The organism is Actinacidiphila sp. bgisy145 (genome assembly GCF_057708125.1).
Genome location: NZ_JBYIRL010000025.1, coordinates 39,005 through 64,875, shown reverse-complemented (window position 1 = coordinate 64,875; position 25,871 = coordinate 39,005). Strand labels below are relative to the sequence as shown.

25 protein-coding genes and 1 tRNA gene are annotated in these 25,871 nt (G+C 70.5%); 9 read left to right on the top strand and 17 right to left on the bottom strand.

The window, feature by feature from the left end:
* Positions 1 to 3: 3 nt before the first annotated feature.
* The 5 genes from AC3ERT_RS22575 to dnaK all read right to left on the bottom strand — a co-directional run bounded on the left by AC3ERT_RS22575 (position 4) and on the right by dnaK (position 4,959).
* On the bottom strand, positions 4 to 510 hold the full coding sequence (locus AC3ERT_RS22575; protein WP_335981000.1) for an FBP domain-containing protein: 507 nt from the start codon (positions 508 to 510) through the stop codon (positions 4 to 6).
* A gap of 154 nt (positions 511 to 664) precedes the next feature.
* Positions 665 to 1,141, bottom strand: a complete 477-nt coding sequence (locus AC3ERT_RS22570; protein WP_335981001.1) for a heat shock protein transcriptional repressor HspR — start codon at positions 1,139 to 1,141, stop codon at positions 665 to 667.
* 4 nt (positions 1,142 to 1,145) lie between these two features.
* Positions 1,146 to 2,342, bottom strand: a complete 1,197-nt coding sequence (dnaJ, locus tag AC3ERT_RS22565; protein ID WP_335981002.1) for a molecular chaperone DnaJ — start codon at positions 2,340 to 2,342, stop codon at positions 1,146 to 1,148.
* Between the two features lie 41 nt (positions 2,343 to 2,383).
* Positions 2,384 to 3,088 (bottom strand): nucleotide exchange factor GrpE, encoded by a 705-nt coding sequence (gene grpE / locus AC3ERT_RS22560; RefSeq protein WP_335981003.1) that lies wholly within the window; start codon positions 3,086 to 3,088, stop codon positions 2,384 to 2,386.
* A complete protein-coding gene (gene dnaK, locus AC3ERT_RS22555; RefSeq protein ID WP_335981004.1) occupies positions 3,085 to 4,959 on the bottom strand; it encodes a molecular chaperone DnaK in 1,875 nt (624 codons plus the stop codon). The genes grpE and dnaK overlap by 4 nt, the downstream gene beginning before the upstream one ends.
* Before the next feature lie 311 nt (positions 4,960 to 5,270).
* Here dnaK and AC3ERT_RS22550 point away from each other — a divergent pair, with 311 nt between their 5' ends.
* Complete coding sequence (locus AC3ERT_RS22550; protein ID WP_335981005.1) at positions 5,271 to 7,529, top strand: (Fe-S)-binding protein; 2,259 nt, start codon at positions 5,271 to 5,273, stop codon at positions 7,527 to 7,529.
* A gap of 120 nt (positions 7,530 to 7,649) precedes the next feature.
* On the opposite strand, the gene AC3ERT_RS22545 is transcribed toward AC3ERT_RS22550, so the two are convergent.
* Complete coding sequence (locus AC3ERT_RS22545; RefSeq protein WP_435176414.1) at positions 7,650 to 8,540, bottom strand: DsbA family protein; 891 nt, start codon at positions 8,538 to 8,540, stop codon at positions 7,650 to 7,652.
* A 141-nt stretch (positions 8,541 to 8,681) separates the two neighbouring features.
* On the opposite strand from AC3ERT_RS22545, the gene AC3ERT_RS22540 reads away from it, so the two are divergent.
* Complete coding sequence (locus tag AC3ERT_RS22540) at positions 8,682 to 9,638, top strand: Yip1 family protein (protein ID WP_435176412.1); 957 nt, start codon at positions 8,682 to 8,684, stop codon at positions 9,636 to 9,638.
* 53 nt (positions 9,639 to 9,691) lie between these two features.
* The gene (locus AC3ERT_RS22535) at positions 9,692 to 10,159 is read left to right on the top strand and encodes a DUF2000 family protein (protein WP_435176410.1); all 468 of its coding nucleotides are present in this window, start codon (positions 9,692 to 9,694) and stop codon (positions 10,157 to 10,159) included.
* Between the two features lie 30 nt (positions 10,160 to 10,189).
* Here AC3ERT_RS22535 and dcd read toward each other — a convergent pair whose 3' ends face one another.
* The gene (gene dcd / locus AC3ERT_RS22530; RefSeq protein WP_335981011.1) at positions 10,190 to 10,765 is read right to left on the bottom strand and encodes a dCTP deaminase; all 576 of its coding nucleotides are present in this window, start codon (positions 10,763 to 10,765) and stop codon (positions 10,190 to 10,192) included.
* 183 nt (positions 10,766 to 10,948) lie between these two features.
* Entirely contained in the window at positions 10,949 to 11,137 is a 189-nt protein-coding gene (locus tag AC3ERT_RS22525) for a hypothetical protein (RefSeq protein WP_335981012.1), read from the bottom strand.
* A 179-nt stretch (positions 11,138 to 11,316) separates the two neighbouring features.
* Here AC3ERT_RS22525 and AC3ERT_RS22520 point away from each other — a divergent pair.
* Positions 11,317 to 11,390: transfer RNA gene (locus AC3ERT_RS22520), tRNA-Gly, on the top strand.
* A 394-nt stretch (positions 11,391 to 11,784) separates the two neighbouring features.
* On the opposite strand, the gene AC3ERT_RS22515 is transcribed toward AC3ERT_RS22520, so the two are convergent.
* The 3 genes from AC3ERT_RS22515 to AC3ERT_RS22505 all read right to left on the bottom strand — a co-directional run bounded on the left by AC3ERT_RS22515 (position 11,785) and on the right by AC3ERT_RS22505 (position 13,901).
* Complete coding sequence (locus AC3ERT_RS22515) at positions 11,785 to 12,990, bottom strand: tyrosine-type recombinase/integrase (protein WP_435176408.1); 1,206 nt, start codon at positions 12,988 to 12,990, stop codon at positions 11,785 to 11,787.
* Positions 12,990 to 13,208, bottom strand: coding sequence for an excisionase (locus AC3ERT_RS22510; RefSeq protein WP_435176406.1), 219 nt, complete (start codon positions 13,206 to 13,208; stop codon positions 12,990 to 12,992). The genes AC3ERT_RS22515 and AC3ERT_RS22510 overlap by 1 nt, the downstream gene beginning before the upstream one ends.
* Before the next feature lie 189 nt (positions 13,209 to 13,397).
* On the bottom strand, positions 13,398 to 13,901 hold the full coding sequence (locus AC3ERT_RS22505) for a helix-turn-helix domain-containing protein (protein ID WP_435176479.1): 504 nt from the start codon (positions 13,899 to 13,901) through the stop codon (positions 13,398 to 13,400).
* 449 nt (positions 13,902 to 14,350) lie between these two features.
* On the opposite strand from AC3ERT_RS22505, the gene AC3ERT_RS22500 reads away from it, so the two are divergent.
* The 5 genes from AC3ERT_RS22500 to AC3ERT_RS22480 all read left to right on the top strand — a co-directional run bounded on the left by AC3ERT_RS22500 (position 14,351) and on the right by AC3ERT_RS22480 (position 19,645).
* A complete protein-coding gene (locus tag AC3ERT_RS22500; RefSeq protein ID WP_435176404.1) occupies positions 14,351 to 15,274 on the top strand; it encodes a hypothetical protein in 924 nt (307 codons plus the stop codon).
* Entirely contained in the window at positions 15,271 to 15,969 is a 699-nt protein-coding gene (locus tag AC3ERT_RS22495) for an ATP-binding protein (RefSeq protein WP_435176402.1), read from the top strand. Before AC3ERT_RS22500 ends, AC3ERT_RS22495 begins: the two co-directional genes overlap by 4 nt.
* A 115-nt stretch (positions 15,970 to 16,084) precedes the next feature.
* On the top strand, positions 16,085 to 16,873 hold the full coding sequence (locus AC3ERT_RS22490) for a DUF2637 domain-containing protein (protein WP_435176400.1): 789 nt from the start codon (positions 16,085 to 16,087) through the stop codon (positions 16,871 to 16,873).
* A 519-nt stretch (positions 16,874 to 17,392) separates the two neighbouring features.
* Positions 17,393 to 17,926 carry a plasmid mobilization relaxosome protein MobC gene (mobC, locus tag AC3ERT_RS22485; protein WP_435176398.1) on the top strand — a complete coding sequence of 178 codons (534 nt, stop codon included), beginning with the start codon at positions 17,393 to 17,395 and terminating at the stop codon, positions 17,924 to 17,926.
* On the top strand, positions 17,927 to 19,645 hold the full coding sequence (locus AC3ERT_RS22480; protein WP_435176396.1) for a relaxase/mobilization nuclease domain-containing protein: 1,719 nt from the start codon (positions 17,927 to 17,929) through the stop codon (positions 19,643 to 19,645).
* Here the strand turns inward: AC3ERT_RS22480 and AC3ERT_RS22475 are convergent.
* The 6 genes from AC3ERT_RS22475 to AC3ERT_RS22450 are packed head-to-tail and all read right to left on the bottom strand — an operon-like array spanning position 19,607 to position 25,841.
* Positions 19,607 to 20,668 (bottom strand): hypothetical protein, encoded by a 1,062-nt coding sequence (locus tag AC3ERT_RS22475; protein ID WP_435176394.1) that lies wholly within the window; start codon positions 20,666 to 20,668, stop codon positions 19,607 to 19,609. The two genes, AC3ERT_RS22480 and AC3ERT_RS22475, sit on opposite strands and share 39 nt — an antisense overlap.
* Positions 20,662 to 21,684: a glycosyltransferase gene (locus AC3ERT_RS22470; protein ID WP_435176392.1), complete on the bottom strand. Its 1,023-nt coding sequence runs from the start codon at positions 21,682 to 21,684 to the stop codon at positions 20,662 to 20,664. Before AC3ERT_RS22470 ends, AC3ERT_RS22475 begins: the two co-directional genes overlap by 7 nt.
* The gene (gene serS / locus AC3ERT_RS22465; protein ID WP_435176390.1) at positions 21,685 to 22,980 is read right to left on the bottom strand and encodes a serine--tRNA ligase; all 1,296 of its coding nucleotides are present in this window, start codon (positions 22,978 to 22,980) and stop codon (positions 21,685 to 21,687) included. It lies immediately after the preceding gene.
* Entirely contained in the window at positions 22,973 to 23,674 is a 702-nt protein-coding gene (locus tag AC3ERT_RS22460) for a histidine phosphatase family protein (protein WP_435176388.1), read from the bottom strand. Before AC3ERT_RS22460 ends, serS begins: the two co-directional genes overlap by 8 nt.
* A complete protein-coding gene (locus tag AC3ERT_RS22455) occupies positions 23,671 to 24,582 on the bottom strand; it encodes a fructosamine kinase family protein (RefSeq protein ID WP_435176386.1) in 912 nt (303 codons plus the stop codon). Before AC3ERT_RS22455 ends, AC3ERT_RS22460 begins: the two co-directional genes overlap by 4 nt.
* The gene (locus tag AC3ERT_RS22450) at positions 24,579 to 25,841 is read right to left on the bottom strand and encodes a methionine adenosyltransferase (RefSeq protein WP_435176384.1); all 1,263 of its coding nucleotides are present in this window, start codon (positions 25,839 to 25,841) and stop codon (positions 24,579 to 24,581) included. The genes AC3ERT_RS22455 and AC3ERT_RS22450 overlap by 4 nt, the downstream gene beginning before the upstream one ends.
* Between the last annotated feature and the right edge of the window lie 30 nt (positions 25,842 to 25,871).

Genomic DNA, 25,871 nt, shown 5'->3' with positions numbered 1-25,871 from the left:
CGGTCAGTGCGGCTGGGGAGCGGTGATCTTGGTGAGGAAGCCGTCGAGGTTGCGCAGGGTGCGGTCGATCTGCTCGGCCAGAGTGAGGGTCTCGTCCATCCGCTTGGCCAGTACGGAGGTCTTCTTGCCCCGGACGTAGAGGGAGCAGGCCAGGTCGGCGCACATGTAGATGCCCACGGTGTTGCCCTGCCGGCCGGCCGGGCCGGCCAGCGGCGCGGCCAGCAGGTCGACGCCGCCGCCGGAGTGGCCGGTCAGGCAGACCGAGCACAGGCTGCTGCGCATCAGGTTGCGGCGCGCGCCGGGGGCCACCCGCAGGGTGACGCCGACCGGCTGCTCGCCCGCGGTCACCAGGTAGGCGCGGTCGGGCGCGCCCGGGTCGCGCCAGCCGAAGAAGTCCAGGTCGTCCCACGGCACCTCCGCGAGGTCCCGCGGCAGCCGGACGCGCTTCGCCTCCCCCTTCGAGCAGTTCACGAAGGAGTCCCGGATCTGCGCCTCGCCAAGTGGGTCCATGACGACCGAAGCTAACAAGCGCCCGGCGCCGCTGTCGCCGCATTTACCGGCGGCCCGCCGGCCGCACGGCGGGCCGACGCACGAGATCCCCGCGACCCTCGGGAGGCGCGGGGACCGTGTGCGCGGCGTGAACAGCGCGGCGTGAACAGCTCGGTCAGACGTCCCGCTTGGGGCGCCACACCACGAGCGCGCTCGTGTGCTGCACGTCCTGGTACGGCACCAGGTCGCGCCGGTAGGAGGCGTGCACCGCTGCTTCGCGCTGCTGGATGACGGCGGCTGCGCCGTCGACGGCGGCGGAGAGTTCGGCGACCCGGGCCTGGAGCGCGGCGACCTGGTTCTCCAGTTCGATGATCCGCTTGATGCCGGCGAGGTTGATGCCCTCGTCCTGCGAGAGCCGCTGCACCTCCCGCAACTGCTCGATGTCGCGGGCGGAGTAGCGCCGCCCGCGCCCGGCCGCCCGGTCCGGCGAGACCAGGCCGAGGCGGTCGTACTGCCGCAGGGTCTGCGGATGCAGCCCGGACAGCTCGGCCGCCACCGAGATCACGTAGACCGGTGACTCCTCCGTCAACTGGTACGGATTGCGGCCACGTCCCATGCGGGGCCCGGGAGCCCCGCCGCCGTCGATGCCCATCCGTTCACGCTCCCTTCGCGGCCTTGAACAGCTCCGCCCGCGGGTCGATGTCCGCGGTCGCCTCTCGGTACGACTCCAGTGCGTCCAGCGCCTTGCCCTCGGTCTGCGCGGGCACCGCCACCTCGACGGTGACGAGCAGGTCGCCGCGCGACCCGTCCTTGCGCACCGCGCCCTTGCCGCGGGCCCGCAGCGTCCGGCCGTTCGGCGTGCCGGCCGGCAGCTTCAGGGTGACCGGCGGCCCGCCCAGGGTGGGCACCTTGATCTCCCCGCCGAGCGCGGCCTCGGTGAAGCTCACCGGGACCGTGACCGTCAGGTTCGCGTCCTTGCGGCCGAAGACCGGGTGCCGGCCGACGTGCACGACCACGTACAGGTCGCCGGCCGGTCCGCCGCGCTCACCGGGGGCGCCCTTGCCGCGCAGCCTGATCCGCTGCCCGTCGGTGACGCCCGCCGGGATGCGTACCTGCATGGTGCGCGAGCTCTTCGCCCGGCCGCTGCCGTGGCAGACCTCGCAGGGGTTCTCCGCGATCAGGCCGCGGCCCTTGCAGTCCACACACGGATCGGTCAGCGAGAAGCCGCCACCACCGCCGCGGGAGACCTGCCCGGTGCCGACGCAGGTCGGGCACACCCGGGGGGTGCCGTTCTTGTCGCCGGTGCCGGAGCACGCCTTGCAGGGCGCCTGCGAGGACATCCGCAGCGGGACCGTGGCCCCGTCGACGGCCTCGGTGAAGCTGAGCGTCACCTCGGACTCGATGTCCTGGCCGCGCCGCGGCTGCACACGGGTGCCGCCGCCGCCCCGGTTGAACAGGCCGCCGAACACGTCGCCGAGACCGCCGCCGAAGCCGCCGCCCTGGCCGCCGGTCGTGGTGCCGCCGGGTCCCTGGGCACCGCCGAAGAGGTCGCCCAGGTCGAAGTTGAACCCGCCGGTGCCGCCCGCGCCGGGGCCGGGCCGCATGCCGCCGTTGCCGAACAGCGCGCGGCCCTCGTCGTACTCCTTGCGGCGCTTGGTGTCGGACAGGACGTCGTTGGCCTCGGAGATCTCCTTGAAGCGCTCCTCGGCCGTGGCGTCGTTCTTGTTGGCGTCGGGGTGGAACTCCCGGGCCAGCTTCCGGTACGCCTTCTTGATCTCGGCGTCGGTGGCGTCCTTGGGGACGCCGAGGACCTTGTACAGGTCCTTCTCCAACAGGTCCCTACTGATGCTCATCCTCGGCGTCCCTCCTCTCCGTCCACGTCCCGCGCCCGTCGTCAGCCCTCGGACGGACCACCGGTCTCCTCGTCGTCCGCCTTGCGGTCGGCCGACTCGGCCTCGCCCGGCTCGGACTGCTCGTCCTTGCCGTGCGTGCCCGGCTGGGGTTCGGCCACCGCGACCCGGGCGGGTCGCAGATTGCGCTCCCCGATCCGGTACCCCGGCTGGAGGATCTGCACGCATGTCGTCTGCGTGACGTCAGGCGAATAGCTGTGCATCAGCGCCTCGTGCACCAGCGGGTCGAAGGCCTCACCCTCCTTGCCGAACTGCTGGAGGCCCAGCTTCGCGGCGACCGTCTCCAGCGACTCGGCGACCGACTTGAAGCCGCCCACCAGTTCGCCGTGCTCCCGTGCCCGGCCGATGTCGTCGAGCACCGGGAGCAGTTCGGTCAGCAGGTTGGCGACCGCGACCTCCTTGACGGCGACGCGGTCCCGCTCCACCCGGCGGCGGTAGTTCTGGTACTCGGCCTGGAGGCGCTGGAGGTCGGCGGTGCGCTCGCCGAGCGCGGTGCGCACCTGGTCCAACTGCGCCTTGACGGCCGTCAGCTCCTGGGAGGTCGCGTCGTCCCCGCCCCCGGACGACGGGCCCGCCTTACCGGCGGTCCCGTTGCCCGAGCCGGACTTGCCCGCCTTGCCGGCGGCCGGCTCCTCGGCGGCGTCGGAGGGGACGTCGGGCTCCTCGAAGCCCTTCGGCTCCTCCGTCACGCGGCACCATCCCTCTTGCCCTCGTCGTCGACGATCTCGGCGTCCACGACGTCGTCGTCCGCGGCCTGGGCCGAGTCACCGGGCGCGCCCGCGTCGGCACCGGGGGCCGCGCCGCCCTCGGCCTGCGCGTTGGCGTACAGCGCCTGGCCGAGCTTCTGGCTGGTGGCCGCGACCTTCTCGGTGGCCTCGCGGATCGCCGCGGTGTTGCTGTCGTCGGACGACTCGTTCTTCAGCTTCTCCTTCAGGTCGGCGACCGCGGTCTCGACCTCGGACTTCACGTCCTCCGGGAGCTTGTCCTTGTTGTCCGCGATGAACTTCTCGGTCTGGTAGACGAGCTGCTCACCCTGGTTGCGGGTCTCGGCGGCCTCGCGGCGCTTGTGGTCCTCGTCCGCGTACTGCTCGGCCTCCTGGCGCATCCGGTCGACCTCGTCCTTGGGCAGCGAGGAGCCGCCCGTGACGGTCATCCGCTGCTCCTTGCCGGTGCCGAGGTCCTTCGCGCCCACGTGCATGATGCCGTTGGCGTCGATGTCGAAGGTGACCTCGATCTGGGGCATCCCGCGCGGGGCCGGCGGCAGACCGGTCAGCTCGAACATGCCGAGCTTCTTGTTGTACGCCGCGATCTCGCGCTCGCCCTGGTAGACCTGGATCTGCACCGACGGCTGGTTGTCCTCGGCGGTGGTGAAGATCTCCGAGCGCTTGGTGGGGATCGTGGTGTTCCGCTCGATCAGCTTGGTCATGATGCCGCCCTTGGTCTCGATGCCGAGGGACAGCGGGGTGACGTCGAGCAGCAGGACGTCCTTGACCTCGCCCTTCAGGACGCCGGCCTGGAGGGACGCGCCGATGGCGACGACCTCGTCCGGGTTGACGCCCTTGTTGGCCTCCTTGCCGCCGGTCAGCTCGCGCACCAGGTCCGCGACGGCGGGCATCCGGGTCGAGCCGCCGACCAGGACCACGTGGTCGATCTCGGACAGCTGGATGCCGGCGTCCTTGATCACGTTGTGGAACGGGGTCTTGCAGCGCTCCAGCAGGTCGGAGGTGAGCTGCTGGAACTGCGCCCGGGTGAGCTTCTCGTCCAGGTGCAGCGGGCCCTCGGCGGAGGCCGTGATGTAGGGCAGGTTGATCGAGGTCTCCGTCGAGGAAGACAGCTCGATCTTGGCCTTCTCCGCGGCCTCGCGCAGCCGCTGGAGCGCCATCTTGTCCTTGCCCAGGTCCACGCCGTGGCCGGACTGGAACTGCTTGACCAGGTAGTCCACGACGCGCTGGTCCCAGTCGTCACCACCGAGGTGGTTGTCGCCGTTGGTGGCCTTGACCTCCACCACGCCGTCGCCGATCTCCAGCAGGGACACGTCGAAGGTGCCGCCGCCGAGGTCGAAGACGAGGATCGTCTGGTCGTCCTTGTCCAGGCCGTACGCCAGCGCGGCCGCGGTCGGCTCGTTGACGATGCGCAGCACGTTCAGGCCGGCGATCTCGCCGGCCTCCTTGGTGGCCTGGCGCTCGGAGTCGTTGAAGTACGCGGGGACGGTGATCACCGCGTCGGTGACCTTCTCGCCCAGGTACGACTCCGCGTCCCGCTTCAGCTTCTGCAGGATGAACGCGGAGATCTGCTGCGGGTTGAAGTCCTTGCCGTCGAGGTTGATCCGCCAGTCGGTGCCCATGTGGCGCTTGACGGAGCGGATGGTCCTGTCGACGTTGGTGACCGCCTGGCGCTTGGCCACCTCGCCGACGAGCACCTCGCCGTTCTTGGCGAAGGCGACGACGGACGGCGTGGTCCTGGCGCCCTCTGCGTTGGTGATGACGGTGGGCTCGCCGCCTTCGAGAACGCTGACGACGGAGTTAGTCGTGCCCAGGTCGATGCCGACCGCACGTGCCATGGTTAATCCTCCAACAACTGACTTGAGTGCAACTGGCTCAACCATGCCTGACCGCGAGCCGGAAGTCAATTGACATGAGTCATGGCGGCTCAACTTAACGGCGCGCATCCGACGCACTACCCAGGAGACACCCTGCGCACACCCCGGTTCGCCCGAACGGCGGCACCCTTCGGCCCCCGGGTGCCCGGCCCGCGACACAGATCACCAGCAGGGCGGCTTTATGGCCCCGGAATTCCCGGGTACCCTCAGCCGAGACCGGAGTAAGTTACCGCTTAGTACGTTTTTGCTCGCAGCAGGCCCGAGGAGCCCTCATGCAGCTCGCCGCGATCATCGTGTCGCTGGTCCTCACGGCGGTCGGCGTCGCCCTGATCGGCCTCGCCGTCGCGCAGATCTACCGGTTCGTCCGGCTCGGCCAGCCCGTACCCGCGGGCAGCCGCACCGACGACCCGGTGGCGCGCACGAAGACGCTGGCCAAGGAGTTCGTCGGCCACACCCGGATGAACAAGTGGGGGCCGATCGGCGTCGCCCACTGGTTCGTGGCGGTCGGCTTCCTCACCCTCGGCCTGACCATCGTCAACGCCTACGGCCAGCTCTTCAAGGCCGACTGGATCCTGCCGGTGATCGGCACCTGGCTGCCCTACGAGGTGTACGTCGAGTTCATCTCCCTCTTCACCACCCTGGGCATCCTGGTGCTCATCGCGGTGCGGCTGATGAACCTGCCGTCCCGGGCCGGCCGCAAGTCGCGCTTCGCCGGATCGACGGCCTGGCAGGCGTACTTCGTCGAGTACGTGGTGCTCGTCATCGGCCTGGCCATCCTGATGCTGCGCGGCCTGGAGGGGGCGCTGCACGGCGTCGACCACTACGAGGCGGCGTACTGGGTGTCGTACCCCCTGGTGGCCGGCCTGCGCGGGCTGAGCACCGGCACCCTCCAGAACACGGTGTACCTGGTCGCGATGATCAAGCTCGGCGTCACCATGATCTGGGCGATCACCCTGGGCCTGAACACCTCGATGGGTGTCGCCTGGCACCGCTTCCTCGCCTTCTTCAACATCTGGTTCAAGCGCAACGCCGACGGCCCGGTGGCCCTGGGCGCGCTCCAGCCGATGACCAGCGGCGGCGTGCCGATCGACTTCGAGGACCCGGGCGAGGACGACGTCTTCGGCGTCTCCCAGGTCGAGCAGTTCTCCTGGAAGGGCATCCTCGACTTCTCCACCTGCACCGAGTGCGGCCGCTGCCAGTCGCAGTGCCCGGCCTGGAACACCGGCAAGCCGCTGTCGCCGAAGCTGCTGATCATGAGCCTGCGCGACCACGCCCACGCCAAGGCGCCCTACCTGCTGGCCGGCGGCGGCAAGTCGGCCGAGGGCGAGGAGCGCGCGAGCCAGGAGCAGCTCGCCGGCGTGCCCGCCGCCGCGCTTGCCGAGGCCGAGCGCCCGCTGATCGGCACCCTGGAGGAGAACGGGGTCATCGACCCCGACGTGCTGTGGTCCTGCACCACCTGCGGCGCCTGCGTCGAGCAGTGCCCGGTGGACATCGAGCACGTCGACCACATCGTGGACATGCGCCGCTACCAGGTGATGATCGAGTCGGCCTTCCCCAGCGAGGCCGGCACGATGCTGAAGAACCTGGAGAAGAAGGGCAACCCGTGGGGGCTGCCCAAGAAGCAGCGGCTGGCATGGGTCAAGGAGGTCGACTTCGAGGTGCCGGTCGTCGGCGAGGACGTCGAGGATCTGACCGAGGTCGAGTACCTGTACTGGGTCGGCTGCGCGGGCTCGCTGGAGGACCGCGCCAAGAAGACCACCAAGGCGTTCGCCGAGCTGCTGCACATCGCGGGCGTCAAGTTCGCCATCATGGGCGGCGAGGAGAACTGCACCGGCGACTCGGCCCGCCGCCTGGGCAACGAGTTCCTGTTCCAGCAGCTCGGCCAGGAGAACGTCGCCATGCTCAACATGGCGTTCGGCGAGGAGCTGGACGACGACGGCAAGGTGGTCGCGTCCTCGCGCCGCCCGCGCGCCGCCAAGAAGATCGTCGCGACCTGCCCGCACTGCTTCAACACCATCGCCAACGAGTACCCGCAGCTCGGCGGCGAGTACGAGGTCATCCACCACACCCAGCTGCTCCAGCACCTGGTGGACGACGGGAAGCTGGTCCCGGTCACCCCTGTCGAGGGCCTGATCACCTACCACGACCCCTGCTACCTCGGCCGGCACAACAAGGTCTACACGCCGCCGCGCGAGATCATCGCCAAGGTGCCCGGGCTGCGCAGCGAGGAGATGCACCGCCACAAGGAGCGCGGCTTCTGCTGCGGCGCCGGCGGCGCGCGCATGTGGATGGAGGAGCGGATCGGCAAGCGCATCAACAACGAGCGGGTCGACGAGGCGCTGTCGCTCAACCCGGACATCGTCTCCACCGCCTGCCCGTTCTGCCTGGTGATGCTCACCGACTCCGTCAACGGCAAGAAGAACGACGGCAAGGCGAAGGAGTCCCTCCAGGTGGTGGACGTCGCACAGCTGCTGCTCGACTCGGTGAAGACGCCGGCCGAGGCGACGGCGGAGGCGGCGCCGGCGGGCTGAGCCGAGCACCCCGCCCACCGGTCCTGGACCCTGTCCGGCCTCCTAGGTGCCTGAGCACCTAGGAGGCCGGACGCGCGTCCGCGCCCAGGAGGCGAAGCGGCAGTCAGGCGCCAGGACCGCTCAGGACACCCCGTGCTGGGAGAGGATCTTCCTGAACGAGGTGGCGTCGAAGATCCCGTCGTCGTTGGACACCTTGTCGCCGTCGATCTTCACCATCGGGGTGCCGCCCGCCCCGCTCTTGATGAACGCGTTCTCCGAGGCGCTGACGAAGCTCGCGTACTTCTGCCCGCGCACCGCGGCATCGAAGGCCGCCGAGCGCAGCCCCGGCACCTTGCCCGCGAGTTGGAGCAGGAAGTCCGCGGTGAAGCCGTCGGTCTGCTCGTTCGGCTGGTACTGGTAGACCAGCGTGTGCAGCGCCACGAAGCCGCCGCCGTCCGCCGACGCGGCCAGGGCGGCGCGCAGGGCGTTCACCGCCCGCTTGGAACCGCCGCCCCCGCTGTTCTGGTCGATGAACGACGCGAAGGTGTACTGGACGCGGATCTTGCCGGCCGCCTCCAGCGCCTGGATCTGCGCCGCGTTCGCCTGCTCGAACTGCTCGCAGATCGGGCAGCGCGGGTCCTCGTAGACGGTGAGGGTGTGCGCCGCGGCGGGGTCGCCGACGGTGACGGTGGTGCCGTCCGCCTCCAGCCGGGCCGGTATCGCGCTCCCGGTGCCGGTGGTGGTTCCGGTGGCCTGCGTGCCGCCGCTCGCGGTGGGAGTGGCCCCGGCGGTGGTGCCGGTCGGCGCGGCCGACGTACGCGCGGCGCTGGTCCCGGAGTCGGGAAGGCGCGAGCCGGGGCCCGGGCCGCTGGAGCAGGCCGCCAGGGGCAGGGCGAGGGCGGCGACCGCGGCGGCGAAGAGGGCCGCCCGCCGGGCGCCGGGCGCGGCGGTGCGCTTCACCCGGACGGCCCCTTCCCGCGCGGCCACTCCCTCCGCGTCCGATCCGAGGACCGCCTCGGCAGCCTTGTCCATCGTCATCCTCCCCGTACCCGGTCCAGCCCGTCCCCGTCGTCGCCCGGCAGGCTACCGGGGCGTGTCACAGGTTGGCAGCAATGGCCCGCACTCGGACAGACGATCGTCCCGGCACTCGCGGTAGCGGGTACGTTCGAAGGCGTGGCAGGTTTCAAGGGACGACGGGGCGGCGGCGGGCGGCAGGGCGGGGCGCCCTCGGCACGGTACGGGGCGTCCGGGGCCGGCGGCGCCGGGCAGGGCTCGGGTCAGGGTTACGGTCCCGGGTACGGCGGTGCGCCGGGGTACGGCGCCGGTGCGCCCGGCTACGGCGGTGCGCCTGGGGCCCCCTCGTACGACGACTCCCCCGGCAGCACCCGCTCCTTCACCCTCGGCGCGAACGACGGATACGGCGACGACCCGTACGCGGGCCAGGGGTACGGCAACCGGGCACCGTACGGGGGCGGCGCACCGTACGGCGGCTACGACGACGGGCGGGGCGGTTACGACGACGGGGCGGCCTACGGCGGCGACAACGTGGCCACCTACCGCGCCGGCCAGGCCAGCGCGCCCCCCGCGGGGCCCCGGCTGCACTGGAAGGAGCTGCTGAGCGGGATCGTGCTGCGCCCGGGCCGTACGTTCTGGCAGATGCGGGACCACTCCGTGTGGGGCCCGGCCCTGGGCGTGACGTTCGTCTACGGGCTGCTCGCCGTCTTCGGCTTCGACGCCGCCCGCAGCGACGTGCTCAACTCCACGCTGACCGCGAGCGTGCCGTGGGTGCTGACCACCGCGGTCATGGTGGTGCTGTGCGGGCTGACGCTCGGCGCCGTCACCAACACGCTCGCCCGGCAGCTCGGCGGGGACGGGGTCTGGGCGCCGACGGTCGGCCTGGCGATGCTGGTCAGCTCGCTCACGGACGCGCCCCGGCTGCTGTTCGCGATGTTCCTCGGCGGCGGCAACGGCTTCGTGCAGCTGCTGGGGTGGGTGACCTGGATCGCGTGCGGGGCGCTGCTGACGTCGATGGTGGCCAAGTCGCACGACCTGCCCTGGCACAAGGCGCTCGGGGCGGCGTCGATCCAGCTGGTGGCGCTGCTGATGCTGTTCAAGCTGCCGCTGATCTGATCGGTCAGGAACGTACAAGATCCGGGGCGGGCCGGGGCGCGAGGGTGGGGTGCATGAGCACCGAGAACGACAGCACCGAGAACGACATCGCACCCGAGCCGCCCGAGCCGATCCGTTTCGACACGAAGATCGCCGTACTCCTGCGGGAGGACCTCGAGACGTGGCAGCGGCTCAATGTCACCGCCTTCCTCGTCAGCGGGCTCGGCTCGCACGTGCCGGAGGTGATGGGCGAGCCGTACGAGGACGCCGACGGGACGCCCTACCTGCCGATGTTCCGGCAACCGGTGCTGGTCTTCGAGGGCGACAAGCAGATGCTGACCACCGCGCACGCCCGGGCGCTGTCCCGCGCGCTGCCGCGGTCGCTGTTCACCGCGGACCTCTTCGCCACCGGCAACGACCGGGACAACCGGGCGGCGGTGCGGGCGGTGCCGCGGGACGGGCTCGACCTGGTGGGGCTCGCGGTGTACGGGCCGAAGAACGGGGTGGACAAGGTGCTCAAGGGTGCGCGGATGCACCCGTGAGGACCCGACCGCGGTGGGCGGGCGGCTCGTTCAGACCTGCGTGCGGTGGAAGTTGAGGAACGAGCGGGAGGGCGTGGGGCCGCGCTGCCCCTGGTAGCGCGAGCCGTGGCGGGCGGACCCGTACGGGAACTCCGCGGGGGAGGACAGGCGGAACAGGCACAGCTGTCCGATCTTCATCCCGGGCCACAGCTTGATCGGCAGGGTCGCCATGTTGGACAGCTCCAGCGTCACGTGGCCGGAGAAGCCGGGGTCGATGAAGCCGGCCGTGGAGTGCGTCAGCAGGCCGAGCCGGCCGAGGCTGGACTTCCCCTCCAGCCGGGACGCGATGTCGTCCGGGAGCGTGATGACCTCGTACGTCGAGGCGAGCACGAACTCGCCCGGGTGCAGGATGAACGCGTCGTCGCCCTCCGGCTCCACCAGCCGGGTCAGGTCGGGCTGCTCCACCGCGGGGTCGATGTGCGGGTAGCGGTGGTTCTCGAAGACCCGGAAGAAGCGGTCCAGCCGCACGTCGATACTCGAGGGCTGCACCATCGCCGCGTCGAAGGGGTCCACCCGCACCCGGCCGTTGTCGATCTCGGTCCGGATGTCCTTGTCTGAGAGAAGCACCCCCCGAGACTAACCGACCCTGATCAGGGTGCCGCGTGGGTGGGCGTGCCACGCCGTACGGGTGCTCGGGCCGCAGGGGCACGGCGTACGGGGGGCGGGGGCGTACGGGGGGCGTACGGGGGTCGGGGCGTACGGGGGGCGGGGCGCCGGGAACGGTCGCCCCGCTTCCCGTCTACGTGCCCGCTACTTTCCCGTGGCCCCGTGCAGGCCACCGGCGGGCTCGCCCACCGGCACCGCGTGCCGCAGCCGCGCGCACTTCGGGCACCTCAACAACCGTCCAGGGCCCAAGCGTTCAGCGCCGAGATGCTGCATCGGAAACGACGCCGTACTGAACACATGTCCCTCCGCACACCGAACAACCGTGCGCTCCATGTAGCCCCTTCCCCAACTCCGCGTGGCCGACGAACCCACACATTAGGGGATGTCCCGCCCACCGGGGCTCCACCACACCGACCCCCAACCTACCCCTCCCCCACCCCCGGACCCCTCCCCATCCCACCCCAGCCATGCGGTACAGTATCCCCGCAGCGTCTTCCCGAAGCCGCTCACACGCGGATGTAGTTTAATGGTAGAACATGAGCTTCCCAAGCTCAGAGCGCGGGTTCGATTCCCGTCATCCGCTCCAAGGAAAAGGCCCAGGTCAAGCGCCTGGGCCTTTGTTGTTGTCTAGACCGAATTAAGGGCCGCGCACCACATGCGCACCACATATGGCGGTCAAATGGCGCCATGGAGCGGACTTCAGACGGTCATCGAATATGCATGCGATGGGCTTCTCGAAATGCGAGACGCACGTTCTGTGATGTGCGCCACTCATTCAAGTGACGTACAGTCACGAACAGTTGGACAAGAGAGCCAGCGGAACGTCGCCGATGGAGACCAACGGACCTACTCTCTAGCCGAGTTAGGTTTCAAGGAGCCCACTGGCAGGCGGTCCCGCCCGAGCACGCTGCGTCGCGATGGACGACCTTCGGGGGCCGACGCAGCATCGCGTCGGCCCCGAACGGGCGGTCAGGACAGCGTCAGGCCAGGCGCACCACTTCCGCACCAGATGGGTCGTCGCCCGCCCCGCCCTGGCGCTCGGCACGCACGCGGGCGTCCAGCCCGGCCGCGACCTCCTTCTGCCGTTCCAGCGTCGAGTGCTGGTAGATCAGAGCAGCCTTCTCCGACGACTGGCCGGCGCGGACCATGGCGTCCTTCAAGGTTCCGCCCGACTGGGTGACAAGAGTGTTTCCGGTATGACGGAGGTCGTAGAAACGGAAATTCTCCGGGAGACCCACTTTCGCCCGCGCTTTCCGCCATTTACGTCCGAAGGTAGACCGGCGGAATGGCGCTCCACGCTCTCCGATGAAAAGCAGGCCGTCCGGTTCTTTTGCGGCGAACCAGTCGAGGTGCCGCCGTACGTTCACGGTGAGGAATCCGGGGAGGACGACGGTTCGCTTGCCCGCGCGGGATTTCGGGTTGCCGGTGGCGCGGCGCCCTGTGGTGAGTTCCGGTGAGGCTCGGGTGATGCGGAGCAGCACGGGATCCCGGGACACGTCGCGGCGCCGCTTCACCTCGTCCGGCTCCTTGGGCAGGACGACATCGCTTCGGCGCAGCTCGGCCTGCTCCTCCGGACGGAGGCTGCCGTAGGCGGCGAGGTAGACCATCAGCCGCCAGCGCGGCCCCATGACCTCGGCCACCGCGTCCACCTGCTCGACGGTGGCAACCGGCCGCTCTTCGGCCTCCTCCTTCCCCGCACCCTTGATACGGCAGGGGTTTCGGCGGATCAGCTCGTCATCGGCCGCCGTCCCCAGGATCGCCTTCAGCAGCCGGTAGCTCTTGGCGACGGTCGTAGCGCCTGTCGCTTCCAGCCGTTCGGCGCGCCAGGCCCTGACGCGGGCGGGCGCGATCTCGTCGAGGTCCATGTGGCCGAACGTGGGCACCAGGTGGAGGCGGAGCAGCCGCCGGTACAGCTCCTCGCTGGTCGGAGCCAGCCTGCGCTCCTCGATCCAGCGCAGGGCGTACTCCCCGAAGTTGACCGCTCCGGCGTCCGGGTCCGTCCAGTCGCCGCGCGTGAGGTCGGCCTCGATCTGCGAGAGCCAGACCTCGGCGTCCGTCTTCGTCGGGAACGTCTCCGGTGAGTGCCGCCGCAGACCTGTGGGATCGATGTAGCTGGCGGTCCAGCGGCCTGAACGGTACTGCCGGACCGACCCGAAGCGGCGCCTGCCGCTCCTGTTGTTCGCCATCAGGCCGCCCTCCCGTAGTGGGCACGGGTACGCCGACGGGTGACCGGCTGGACGGTATTGGCCGCCACGTAGGCGTCCAGCACCGCCTCGGAGAGCCGGACGTGGCGGCCGACCTTGACGAAGGCGATCCGCCGCTCGGAGATCAAGCGGCGGACGAAGCGCTCCCCGGTCCCAAGCCGCTCGGCGGCCTCGGAGACCTTCAAGAGGCGATCAGGCATGAAGGACCACCTCCCACGCGGTGGCGAAGAGGCAGAAGGGGCCGGAGACGCCGGGTGGCGCCGGTATGTGGTGCAAGAGAGATCCTTTCCTGGCGGGCGTGGGGAGCGGCAACTCCGTGGGCCTGCCGGTGTGGTGTTCAGGGATGGGCGGTGCGATGTTGCGGGTGTGGCGGGGGTGGTGGGGTGGGGTTATTCGGTGTCCTTGTGGTCGGGGGTGGGGCGGCGGGTGCGGCGTTGTTGGTAGGGCTGGGGGAGGCCGGTGAGTTCTTCGGCGATGGCCAGGGAGGCGGCGGCGTCGGCTTCTTCGCGGACGTCGGGGTGTTCTTCGAGGTAGGCGTCGAGGGCGTCGCGTGCTTGGGCGGCGGCGAGGTTGGCCATGTGGGCGTCGCGGTAGGCGCGGCGGATGTCTTCGACGAGTTCCATGGCGCGGGTGTGGGCTGCGAGTCTTGGGGGGCCGACGAGGTTGGCCAGGGAGATGCCGAAGACCTCGGCGAAGCCGAGGGCGTCGTTGACGTTGACGCGGCGCTGGTGGTTCTCGATGCGCCAGACCGCGGAGGGGTTCATCTCGTAGCCGGCGGCGTTGAGGCGGTCGGAGACGGCGTTGGTGCTCCAGCCGCGGGCTTCGCGTTCGAGTTTGATGCGCACGGCGATGTTCTCCTCGCCGGCGAGCTGGGTGATGCCCGGGCCGGGCAGGCCCTGACCCTGGCCGGGTTCCTGGTTCTGGTCGTTGGCGGCCACCACCCCAGCCTCCTTCCGTTCGTAGTACTTTCCTGCGGATTGCAGGGAGACTACTAGGATACACGCCGTTCTGCCGATTGCAAGTAGTTGCTGCGATCCGCAGGGAAGTAGTATTGTCTTACCGTCCCCGCTCCCTGCCCACCGACTTCCTGCCCACCGACCCCTGGACGAGCCCCTGACCAACCCCGGACATGACGAAGCCCCCGGCGCTGACACGCCGGGGGCTGAAGCAAGAACCCCTGCTACGACCGCCCATCCCTGAACGACCACAACCGGCACACGGCCCCGGGGTTGCCGCCCCGAAGCCCGCCAGGAGAGGAACTTCCGTGTACCAGCGTACGGCCCCAGCAGCCGTGCCCGCACCCCCTGACCGTCAGCCCGCCGCGAAGGCGGGGTGGTGAGCGGTGGCGCGCATCCGCACCATCAAGCCCGAAGCCTTCGCCTCCGAGTCGTTGGCGTCGGTGTCCCTGTCCGCGGAGCGGACCTTCTTCGGCCTGCTCACCCAGGCCGACGACCACGGCCGCCTGCGCGACCAGCCCGCCGTCATCGCCGGCCTGCTGTGGTCCCTTCGCCCCGACCACGGCCCCCTCGGCGTCGAAGACGACCTCACCCAACTCGCTTCGGCCGACCTCATCTGCCGCTACGAAGGCCACGACGGCAAGCGGTACCTGCACATCATCACCTGGCACCAGCACCAGAAGATCAACCGCCCCAGCGGGGTCCGCACACCCCCCTGCCCCCACCACGACCAAGGCACGGTCAGTGCCCCGGCACGGAGCACGCAGCGAGCCCTCACTGAGGGCTCACTGAGCAATCCCCGAGGACTCACCGAACCCTCCACCGATCGCCACGAGACTTCACCGAGTCACGAAGTCGCAGGCCAGGACACGTTCGACGAGCCCTCGGTGAGGTCTCACGGAGGACTCAGTGAGCCCTCGGTGAGCCCTCACCGTCCGGATCTAGGACCTAGGATCGTGGATCTAGGATCTGTCCCTTCGGGGGGCGCAAGCGCCCCCGCGCCCACCCACACCGTCTCGGCGAAGCAGTTGGTCGGCGAGTACGTCGCCGCGTGCGCACACCGGCCGCCGCAGAAGGTCCTCGGGCACCTCGGCCGCGAGGTCCAGCACCTGCTCGCCGAAGGCATCCCGGCCACACACATCCGCACGGGACTGGACCGCCTGCGCACCAAGGGACTGAGCCCCAGCGTGCTGCCCAGCCTGGTCAACGAGGCCATGAACGCACTCCCCCGCCAGGCCAACGCCCGCCCCGTGCACCGGGCGTGGACCAACCCCACCGACGTCGAGGACGCCTACGGCGGTGACCTGTGACCACCGCCACTCGCGAACCGCGCACCGCAGGCGGGGCGGTGGACCGCCTCGCCGCGATCCTCACCGCACGCGGCATCAACCCAGCCGCCCAGACCACCGCCCCGGAGCCGGACCCGGAGCCGGTCACCGCGGTCCAGCTCGCCGACACGCGGATCCCGCCCCGCTACCAAGGCGCACTCGCTGGCCATCCGCGCGTCGCCGCCTGGGTGGAGGAGATCACCAGCCGCGGAAGGCGGGGGCCGGGCGGCGCACCCGGCATCGCTACCGGACCGTCGCTGCTGATCGCCGGGCCGACCGGCACCGGCAAGACGTACCAGGCATACGGCGCCATCCGCGCCCTGCTGACCGCCGGGGTACGGCTGCGCTGGGAAGCCACCACCGCCGCCGACCTGTACGCAGCCCAGCGCCCCCAGCACGGCAACGATCACGAGCAGCAGCTCCAGCGCCTGGCCCGCAGCCCGCTGCTGCTCCTGGACGACCTCGGCGCCGCCAAACAGTCGCAGTGGACCGAGGAACTGACCTACCGCCTGGTCAACCACCGCTACAACCATTTGCTGCCGACGCTGGTCACAACCAACCTGCCCGTCGCCGACCTGCGCGAGGCCATCGGCGACCGCACCGCCTCCCGCCTGGCCGAAATGACCGACCGCGTCATCCTCACCGGCCACGACCGCAGAAGGCACCCGACCGCGTAACGGACCCGCGCGTCCCACACCACGACGCCGCCGTCTCAGTCGACCCCACCACCCCTTCACGGCTCCGCTGACGCCTGCCCGCGGCGGAACCGACGCCCCTCCCGGAGACATCCGCATGCCAGAAACCGCCCACCCCGCCCACCGGGCCACTGTCTGGGACCGCGCCGCCATCACCGTCCTCGGCGGCGCCGGCTGCGCCCTGTCCTACGACGCCCTCCAGCAGATGGCCACCGCCATCCACATCCGACACGCCCTGACGTACCTCTTCCCCGCCGTCATCGACGGGTTCATCGCCTACGGCGTCCGCGCCCTCCTCGTCCTGCGCACCGCCCCCTTCCGCGCCCGCCTGTACATCTGGACGCTGTTCGCCACCGCCACCACCGCCAGCATCTGGGCCAACGCCCTGCACGCCGTCCGCCTCAACCAGCAGACCCATCAGCCCGGGCTCCACCTCGACGACACCACCGTCGGCATCCTGTCCACCATCGCACCACTCGCCCTCGCCGGCGCCGTCCACCTCCACATCCTCATCACCCGACACAGCACAACCACCATCCCCCACCCCCAGCAGCCCTCGCCAGCCCCCGCAAGCGGACCCGAGCAGGAGCAGGAGGCCGTCGCAGAACCTCCGCGGCAGCTCGACCCGCAGCGCGAGCCCGACCCCCAGCACGGCATGGGAGCCGAGCCCACGTCCGGCGGACCGGCACTGGTCCGCCGGATCGGCCGACCGCCCAGCGCCGAACTCGACGCTCTCGTGGACCTGGTCCGCCCGGTCTTCTCCCTGCACGAAAGTCCCACCCGGGCCATGGTCCGCGAGCACGTCCGAGCCGCCGGCCACACCCTCAGCGAGGACCGCCTCACCCACGTCATGCACGTCCTGCGCCGCGAGCGCGAACCCCACTGACCGGAAGTCTGCGCAGGTCACCGGCGGACCGGCCCAGCCTGGTCCGCCCAACCGGTCAGCCCTCACAGCGCGCGGACCAGCACACGAATGCCACACCGTCCTCACCCGCGAACCAGCCGCCGCGCCGTTTCCGAACGGCGGCTGGTCCCGAACACCAACCCCCCTGCCCCACTGCTCAGTTTCTGAACACGACGCCGTTCAGTTCCAAAACGCCCGGAGGTTCAGAAACTGAACGCCACGCACCGCCCTCTCACGTCCTTCGGCACGGGGCAGGACCGCGCCACACCCACCGACCACCCTCACAGCAACGGACCGATCACCATGGCCCATAACACCAACAGCGAACTCATCCAGCCCGTGGCACACGGTCTGCAGCCTGGCCACGAACCCGGTACGGTACGTACGGACCGCCCCGACCGCGCAGTCACGACGACCACAACCAGCCCAGCCACGAGCACAGCAAGGTATGGCGCTGGACCGTCCAATGGCCGGTCCCACGCGGACTCCTCCGCCCCGGGAGTGGCGGAGGAACTCCGGCGCCAGGGGGCACCGGAGGGACAGGCCGTCGTCGCGTCCGCCGAAGTGCCCGCCGTTGATCCGCCGAGCCTGATGCGCGCCGCCGCTGAAGCCGCCGTGCGCCGCGTCGCCCGCCGCCGCAAGCGCGACGGCACGCAGCGCACGTACCGCGTCGACGTCCGCTACAGCCAGGCCGAGCAGCGGGCCATCAAGGCCAAAGCCCGCGCCATGGGAATCGCCGGTGCGCACCTGGTCGGTGCGGTCGTCATGGCCTTCGTCGAAGGCACCCAGCCCCTGCCCGGCCGCCGTACTGAGACCGACGACCTGATCGACGAACTCGTCGCCCTGCGCACCCAGGTCGCGCGGATCGGCACCAACGTCAACCAGATCGCCCACCGCCTCAACGCCGGCGGCGATCCCTACCCCGCCGACGTCCCCCTGCTCGCCCAGGCGGAGCGCACCCTGGACTCCGTCCGCGCGGCCATCGCCGGCATCGAGACCACCGCCCACCACGCGGCCGGCCGGAAGGCGGCCTGAATGATCGCGAAGATCACCCGGGGCAAGCAGATGCGCCGCCTGCTCGCCTACCTCTACGACACCGTCCGCGCCAAGGACCACACCGACCCGCACCTGGTCGCCTCCTGGGACGGCTTCGCCCCCGACCCCGGCCGCGACCCCGATTCCAAGACCGCGATGAAGCAGCTCACCAACACCCTGGAACTGCGCCTGAACCAAGCACGCTCCAAAGACCAGCAGGTGCCCGACAAGCCGGTCTGGCAGTGCTCGGTCCGTGCCGCGCCCGAAGACCCCCTCCTCACCGACGCCCAGTGGGCCGACATCGCCCGCCGCGTCGTGGCCGCCACCGGCATCGCGCCCGACGGCGACCCGGACGGGTGCCGCTGGGTCGCCGTGCGCCACGCCGACGACCACATCCACATCGCCGCCACCACCATCCGCGGCGACCTGCGCACCGCCCGCCACTGGAACGACTACCTGCGCGCCGACAAGGAACTCGAAGCCGTCGAGCGCGACTACCACCTGCGCATCGTCATCCGCGGCGACCGCACCGCCGCCAAACGCCCCACCCGCGCCGAAACCGAAAAAGCCCACCGCACCGGCCACCACCGCACCCCACGCGAACAGCTCCGCGCCACCTTGCGCACCATCGTCGCGGTCTCCACCAGCACCGAGGAGTTCTTCCACCACCTCAACCACAGCGGCATCCCCGTGGAGGTGCTGCGCTTTCCCTCCGGCGACATCCGCGGCTATAAAGTCGCCCTCGCAGGCGACACCAACGCAGCCGGCGAGCCCATCTGGTTCTCCGGCTCCACCCTGGCCTCCGACCTGTCCTACCCGCAGATCCACGCCCGTCTCACCGCAACCCCACCCCAGCCCACCCCCGTAGCCGGCGCCCGCCGGCCCAACCCCTGGTACCAGGCCGCCGCTGCCGCCGAACGCATCCCCCACCACCTTGCCCACAGCGATGACGTCACCGCCCAGGCCCACATCACCGCCTTCGCCGAAGCCCTCGACGTCCTCCCCCTGGTGACCCCCACGTCCGTCCGCGCGCAGGTACGCCAGGCCGCTCTGGCTTTCGAACGCGCCAGCCGCTCCCGCATCAAAGCTGACCACCAGCACGCTCAAGCCCTACGAGGTGCCGTCCGCGCCATCGCCCGTCAGCCGGCCGTCACGGACGGCGCCGCACTGGCGATGTTCCTCGACGCCGCGATCCTCGCCCTCGTCGCCATTCAGTGCTGGCAGTCCGCCCGCCGCCACAACCAGCAAGTCGAAGCCGCCCGCCGCACCCTCACCCACCTACAGACCGCCTACGACCACACCGCCCCGGCGCACCTGGCAGCCCTCACCCAACGCCAGCCGCCCCAGACCGTCATGCACCACCAGGCCGCGCGGACACGCCAGGCCGTCCCCGCCTACGCCGAACGCATCCTCACCGACCCGTCCTGGCCGGCCCTCGCCACCACCCTGGCCGACGCCGAAACCGCTGGCCACGACCCCGCCCGACTCCTCCAACAAGCAGCCGACCAACGCGCCCTCACCGACGCCCGCTCCCCGGCCCAGGTACTGACCTGGCGCATCCACCGCCTCACCCAACGCCCCGCACCCAGCCCCCGAGCCAAAGCAGCTCAAGCCCGCAGCACCGTTCTCCCGGCGCGGCAGCCTCGGGTTCCCGATGGAGGCACGGCACCAGCGGCCTCGTCAGCGCAGCAGGTGGGGCCGACTCGACGGCGCCGCTGAACAGGCGCGCTCGCCACGGGGCAGCCCGCCGAGGCCCAGTGCCGACTCCTGTTCGTGCACGGCGGCTTCCATCAACGCAGCGACTTGTGGCCAGGGCACGCTGAGAGGGGAGGCTGTCCGCCAGTATCCGTGGACCTGGCGGACAGCGCCGACCAGCCCCAGACCGAAGGCGTCGCTGGAAATACTGTGAAGGACGCGGCGGGTGATGCTGCCGGCGCCTCGGGCGGAAGGGGCGATGCCGTGCGCGAGGAGCAGGGTGGCGGTGCGGAGGGCATCCAGCGTTTCGTAGGCCGCGGCGTCAGCGAGGGGACCGAAGATCAGGGTCGGCCAGGAGTCACGTGAGCGGGTCCAGGCGAGGCGTTCGAGGGAGGTGCCCAGGTCGAGGACGAGGCGGTCGGGGTGGGTGGCGTTCCAGAGGAGGACGACGTCGCCGAGGGGGAGGTCGGCGTGGTCGAAGCGCAGGGTGATGCCCTCGACTTGGCGGCGGCGCCAGATGGCGAGATTGCCGTGGAAGGAGATGTGGCGGGCGTGGAGGCTCAGGCGGGACAGGACGGTGAGGAGCTGGTCGAAGGCCGTGGCATACGCGGTCGGGTCGGGGAGCAGCTCAACGCGGGAAGCGTTGACGAAGGACGTCAGGAAACCGTCTCGGAGGGTGCCGTCAGCACCGCGTTTCGCGGTGAGCCGTACGACGGGTTGGGGGATGAACCCTTGGCGGTAGGGGATGGTGCCGCCGTCTTTGAGGACGGGGTCGAAGGCTTGGATGGCGGAGATGGTCAGTTCGGTCTCCCGGCCCCAGCGCAGGGGCAGGCAGGGGGCTCGGGGGACGCCCTGGTCGCCGAAGGCGGACTCCAGGAGCGCGAGCAGGTCCGGCCACGGGAGGGCGTGGCGGGGTGGGCGGTAGGGCGTTCCGTGGTCCAGGTGGCGGACGTCGAGGTGCGTGCCGTCAACGGTGAAGTTCCAGCGGGGGCCGAGGGTTTTGCGGAGCAGGCCCGGTATCTCGGCCGGGTCGGCGGTGGTCAGCATGACCGGCTGGCCAGGGCGTTGAAGTGGCGTTGCGGGTTGAATCGGTCCTGGCCGATGGCCTGGACCGTGGCCGGGTCGAGGTCTTCGGTGCGGCGGATCGCTTCGGCGAGTGCCTGTGCTGCCGTCTCGTCGTCGGCCTCGGCCCCGAGGACGGTGACGGCACCGGTCTCCGGGCAGAGTGCCGCTTCGGCACAAGTGCCTTCGCGCCAGGTCAGGGCCGCAACGGGTGTGCCAGCGTGTAGCGCCTCGCCGAAGACGGCCGCGCCGGCCTCCACGTAGTCGCGGGCGTAGGTGTAGACGAAGGTGCCTGCGCTGTGGATAGCCGCGGTTTTGGCGGGGCCGCCGAGTTCGCCGACCCACTCGACATGGTCGGCGGTGAGCAGCCGCTCGTGCCGCTGGACGTACTCGCGGTCGAAGACCGGACCGACCAAACGTATGCGGCGGCCGAGGAGTTGGGCGGCGCGGACGGCCAGGTGTGGGGCCTTCTCGGCGTCGATACGGCCGAGCCACACCAGATCGCTGCCCTTGACGGCGGGCGGTTCGGCTTCGTCCAGGCCGAGGTGGACGGCCAGCTCCTGGCGGGGCTGGTGCGCCGCGTACCGCTCGATCATCTCCGGCGAGTAGCAGTACAGGCGGTTCCGTTTGCCGTCGAAGGCGTCCGGTGCGTGGCGGAAGTCGGGGTTGTGCTGGAAGGTGGCGACGTCGCAGTCCAGCGTGTCCCGTATCCGGCGCCAGGCCGGCAGGGTCGGGTACTCGTGGCCGACGACCAGCAGGTCGTACCCACAAGCAGCCAGGTCGCGGGCGGCGGCCGACCCCGGCTGTAGGTCCTCCAGCCTGACCGGCCTGCGGGTCCACCGCGGGCCGAGCTCGTCGCGCCAGGCCGGCCCGAGGAGGTGGACGTCGGCGCCTGCGGCTTTCGCCCCTACGGCGACGGCCCACAGCCAGCGTTCGATCCCGCCGTAGCCGGTCGGGGGGAATGCGTAGCTGCCGGGGAAGTCGCAGACGCCGACTAACACCTATGCCTCCGAGGGTTTGCCGTCCGCCGTGATGCGGCGGAAGCCGAGGTAGGGGACGAGGGATTGCGGGAGCAGGACGGAACCGTCGGGCTGCTGGTGCTGTTCCAGGACCGCGGCCAGGGTGCGGCCGACGGGCAGGCCGGAGCCGTTGACGGTGGCGGCCGGGGTGGACTTGCCGTGTTCGTCGCGGGTGCGGATGCCGGCGCGGCGGCCCTGGAAAGTGCCGAAGTCGGAGACCGAGGAGATCTCGCGGTACGTGTTCTGGCTGGGCAGCCAGACCTCGATGTCGTAGGTGAGCTGGGCGGAGAACCCGGTGTCCCCGGCGGCGAGGGTGACGACGCGGTAGGCGAGGTCGAGTTCCTTCAGGCACGCCTCGGCGTGGCCGGTCATCTTCTCCATCTCGGCGCGGGAGTCATCGGGGGCGCAGATGCGGACCATCTCGACCTTGGAGAACTGGTGCTGGCGGATCAGCCCGCGGGTGTCACGGCCGTACGAGCCTGCTTCGGAGCGGAAGCACGGGGTCTGCGCGGTCAGGGCGATCGGCAGCTCGGTGGGCGGGATGATCTCGTCGGCGTACAGGTTCGTGAGCGGAACCTCTGCGGTGGGGATGAGGAACAGTTCGCGGTCGGCGACACCGGTGGCGAACAGGTCCTCCTCGAACTTGGGGAGCTGACCGGTGCCGGTCATGGTCTTGCGGGTGACCAGGAACGGTACGGAGTGCTCGGTGTAGCCGTGGCGGCGGGTGTGCAGGTCCAGGAAGAGGGTGACCAGGGCGCGTTCCAGGGCCGCGCCGGTGCCCCGCAGGACGCTGAAGCGGGGGCCGGAGAGCTTGGTGGCGCGGCCGAAGTCCAGGATGCCCATGGCCTCGCCGAGGTCCACGTGGTCCTTCGGCTCGAAGGAGAAGGTCGGCGGGGTGCCGACGCGGCGCTGCTCGACGGCGAAGTCCTCCGAGTCGCCGTCGGGGGCTTCGTCGGCGGGCAGGTTCGGGATGGTGAGCAGGAGCCGGGTCAGCTCCTCCTGGACCCGCTCCTGCTCGGCCTCCGCCTCGCGGATCTGCTCCTTCAGCTTGCGCGCCTGGTCCTTGAGCGCGGAGGTGTCGCCCCCAGTCCTGGCTGCCTTTTGCACCTCGGCCGCCACCGTCTTGGACTCGGCGCGCAGCTCGTCGGCGATGCGGATGCTCTGGTTGCGGCGGGACTGGAGGGACTCCACGGAGGAGAGGTCCAGGGTGTAGCCGCGACGGGCGAGGCGGCGTACCGCCTCGTCTCCCATGTCGATCAGAGCGCGTGCATCATGCATGAGGGGATCTCTCCTCGGGCGGGGTCCGTAGAGGATCGAAGGTAGCAAGGACGGGCATCCCTCCCGGGCGTGACGACCCGTCACCCCCGGTCTGTGCGTGGATCCGGTTCGCCCCGATGTCGTAGAGGAGCCGTGCGGTCAGGCGGTGCAGCCGGGCGTCTGCGATGACGAACGGCTCCAGGCACGGCGCCTCGGGGAAGAACAGGGGGACGGCCGCGCCGGGCGCCTCGGACAGAGCCCAGGTGACCAGCGACAGCACCAGGCCGTGCGTGATGATCACGCGGGGACCGGGACGTACAAGGGCGTCCCGGAGACCGGTGAGCATACGGGTGAAGGCTTCGCGCTGGGACTCCGCCGAGCCCGGCGGCCGCTTCCACGGGCCGTGCCGCCCGAGCCAGGCGGCGTAGTCGAGGAACGGTCCGCCCTCGAAGTCGCCGTAGTCGATTTCGTTGAGGCGGGAGTCGACGCGGAACGCGCGCTGCGTCGCGCCGGCCAGCAGCACAGCGGTCTGCTGGGCTCGGGGGAAGGCGCTGGTGATCCAGGTCCGCGCGCTGCTCAACGTGCCGGCGTCCCGGAGGCGGTGGCATGCGGCGACGCCTTCCTCGTTGAGCGGGAGCCGGAGGCTCGGGTCGCCGTTGACCTGGTGGCGGCTGCTGTACGAGGTGCTCGCGTGGCGGAGCAGGAAGGTCGTCATCGGCGCATGCCCCTGTCGGCGTAGGAGCACAAGGTGGTCAGCACGAAGGACATGCGGTTCAGGCGCGGATCGCCGGTCTCCTCGTAGTACAGGAGGCCGTCGAGGGCGAGGAGCAGGCACCAGGGGAGGATGCGGACCCGGGCGGTTCCGGTGCGGCGGGCGGCTTCGCTGAGCCGAGCGTCGGTGTCGAGATCGAGACGGTAATAGACGGTCCAGAAGGCCCAGTCGAAGAGGGCGTCGCCGTGCATCGGCAGCGGGTCGAGGAGAACGGGCCGGCCGTGGCGGTTGAAGGCGACGTTCTCCCGGTAGAGGTCGGCGTGCAGCACGGTCCTGCGCGCCGGGTCGTCGAATACGGCGGACAGATGCGGGGCGACGCGCGCGGCGAGGTTGCCGTAGACGGTCGTGATCCGGCGCTCGCCGATACGGAGAAGAACCTCGTCGCTGAGGTGGTCGGCGAGCAGCGGGAAGGTGCCGGGCGCCGTATCGCGGCCTATGCGGTGAGCTTGCTGGATCGCCTCGGCGACCAGAGCCGTTTCCCGCGGGGGCGGTTCGTCGCCGCCCGGGCGAGCGCCAACCATACGAAGCACCGCTGCGGACAGTTCGTCGTCCGAGGCCAGGACGACCTGCCCACCGCCGGGATGCCACAGGCGCAGGGCAGCCGTCTCACGGCTGTAGCGGTCGGGGTCGAACCAGACCTTCACCAGGACCGGGCCGACTTGGGGATCGATAGCTGTTGCGAGAGCGGAGGCGTGGCCGGCGTCGTGGTAGCCGGTGAGCCTCAGCTTCCACTTGCGGCCGGCGGCGTCGAGCAGGTCGGGGACACTGTCCAGCCAGGACTCGACCGCCGGGCCGTAGTGCGTCGTCAGGCGAGTGCGGAAGCTCGTGGGCAGGGGCGGCAGGGCGTTCAACTGAGCAGCACCCCGTCCTGCACCAGTTCCTCGGTGAGCGCAGGGAAACCGGCAAGCGTCTCCAGGACGAGGGCCTGCACCTTGTCGACCTGGGCGGTCGGTTCGGACAGCCGGACCAGAACGCGCCAGGGCTCGTCCAGCGGTTCGCCGGTCGCGCTGACCATGTGCACCTCCGCGTGGCCGCCGGTCTCCTCGTGGAGGCGGTGGGCCAGGCGCGAGGCGGCCAGGTTGTACAGCTTGCCCACGTGGTAGACGGGGTTCTTGCCGCTGGCGCCCTCCATGTTCATGGGCCGCAGCGGGGTGATGAGGCCGTTGACCCTGTTGCCCCGGCCGACCACGCCCTCGTCCCCGGACTCGATGGAGCTGCCGGTGTACGTGAAGTACAGCTCGTCCTTCTCCGGCACGTCCCGCACGTTGAGGCGGAAGTCGACGGGGGTGCCCGGCAGGCGAAGTCCCGCCAGGCGGCGGCACTCGGCGAGGATCGTCTCCTTGTTGGCGAGGTACGCGGCGCGGTCCGGCACGAGCGGGCTCTTCTGCGGCACGCACAGGACCACATCCGCGCGGTCGCCCTCGTAGTAGCCCATGACCTTCACGTCACTGCCGCACCACGGGTGGGCCTGGGTGAAGGCGCTCCTGCCGGAGAAGTCGTCGACGAGCTCGCCGACGAAGGACTCGAAGGGGCCCTTGGGTGCCCAGCCCGTGCCCATGGACGTGTCGTTGGCGATCAAAGCGCGGCGCTCGCGAAGGTCGTCCACCGAGCGCGGGGCGAACCAGCGTGTGCGCTCGGGAGCGTCCGTCTCAGCGTCGGCGTCGGTGATGACCGCGCCCGGGCTGGAGTTGCTGGTGATGTGGAAGCGGAGGTCGAGGTGGCCGGCCAGTTCCGGCAGGCGTTCGGCGAAGAAGTCGCGGACGGTGGTTTCCGCCAGCTCATCCACCGGAATGTCCGCGTCGCCGCAGGTACGGGCGGCCCTGCCGTTGATCAGTACACGCACGGGCGCGGCCATTTCGCCTGCGCCGTAGCGGACCTTGCTCGCCCCGCCCAGCAGGGCGAGCTTGTCGAAGTTGTGGTGGAGGATCGCGCCGAAGGTCTCCAGCGTGTAGCGGCTGTACGCCTGCGACAGCCGCTCGGCGAGGTGGTCGGCGAGGGTGTCCGGGTGTCCCAGGCCCTTCCGCTCCACGATCGTGGTCGCGTCCGGGTACGGCGTACCGGTCTCGATGACGATCCGGCTGCGGCCGACGTTCTTGGCTGTGCGATTCACGGTGTGCTCCTTCTGGCTTGTCGTGAAGTT

Excerpts from the sequence above, each read along its gene's own strand:
- AC3ERT_RS22515 (WP_435176408.1), bottom strand. The coding sequence starts at position 12,990 with ATGGCGAACAACAGGAGCGGCAGGCGCCGCTTCGGGTCGGTCCGGCAG.
- AC3ERT_RS22575 (WP_335981000.1), bottom strand. The coding sequence starts at position 510 with ATGGACCCACTTGGCGAGGCGCAGATCCGGGACTCCTTCGTGAACTGC.
- AC3ERT_RS22475 (WP_435176394.1), bottom strand. The coding sequence starts at position 20,668 with ATGCTGACCACCGCCGACCCGGCCGAGATACCGGGCCTGCTCCGCAAA.
- AC3ERT_RS22545 (WP_435176414.1), bottom strand. The coding sequence starts at position 8,540 with ATGGACAAGGCTGCCGAGGCGGTCCTCGGATCGGACGCGGAGGGAGTG.
- AC3ERT_RS22525 (WP_335981012.1), bottom strand. The coding sequence starts at position 11,137 with ATGGAGCGCACGGTTGTTCGGTGTGCGGAGGGACATGTGTTCAGTACG.
- serS (WP_435176390.1), bottom strand. The coding sequence starts at position 22,980 with ATGCATGATGCACGCGCTCTGATCGACATGGGAGACGAGGCGGTACGC.
- dnaJ (WP_335981002.1), bottom strand. The coding sequence starts at position 2,342 with ATGAGCATCAGTAGGGACCTGTTGGAGAAGGACCTGTACAAGGTCCTC.
- AC3ERT_RS22550 (WP_335981005.1), top strand. The coding sequence starts at position 5,271 with ATGCAGCTCGCCGCGATCATCGTGTCGCTGGTCCTCACGGCGGTCGGC.
- AC3ERT_RS22490 (WP_435176400.1), top strand. The coding sequence starts at position 16,085 with ATGCCAGAAACCGCCCACCCCGCCCACCGGGCCACTGTCTGGGACCGC.
- AC3ERT_RS22535 (WP_435176410.1), top strand. The coding sequence starts at position 9,692 with ATGAGCACCGAGAACGACAGCACCGAGAACGACATCGCACCCGAGCCG.
- AC3ERT_RS22480 (WP_435176396.1), top strand. The coding sequence starts at position 17,927 with ATGATCGCGAAGATCACCCGGGGCAAGCAGATGCGCCGCCTGCTCGCC.
- AC3ERT_RS22460 (WP_435176388.1), bottom strand. The coding sequence starts at position 23,674 with ATGACGACCTTCCTGCTCCGCCACGCGAGCACCTCGTACAGCAGCCGC.
- AC3ERT_RS22510 (WP_435176406.1), bottom strand. The coding sequence starts at position 13,208 with ATGCCTGATCGCCTCTTGAAGGTCTCCGAGGCCGCCGAGCGGCTTGGG.
- AC3ERT_RS22570 (WP_335981001.1), bottom strand. The coding sequence starts at position 1,141 with ATGGGCATCGACGGCGGCGGGGCTCCCGGGCCCCGCATGGGACGTGGC.
- dnaK (WP_335981004.1), bottom strand. The coding sequence starts at position 4,959 with ATGGCACGTGCGGTCGGCATCGACCTGGGCACGACTAACTCCGTCGTC.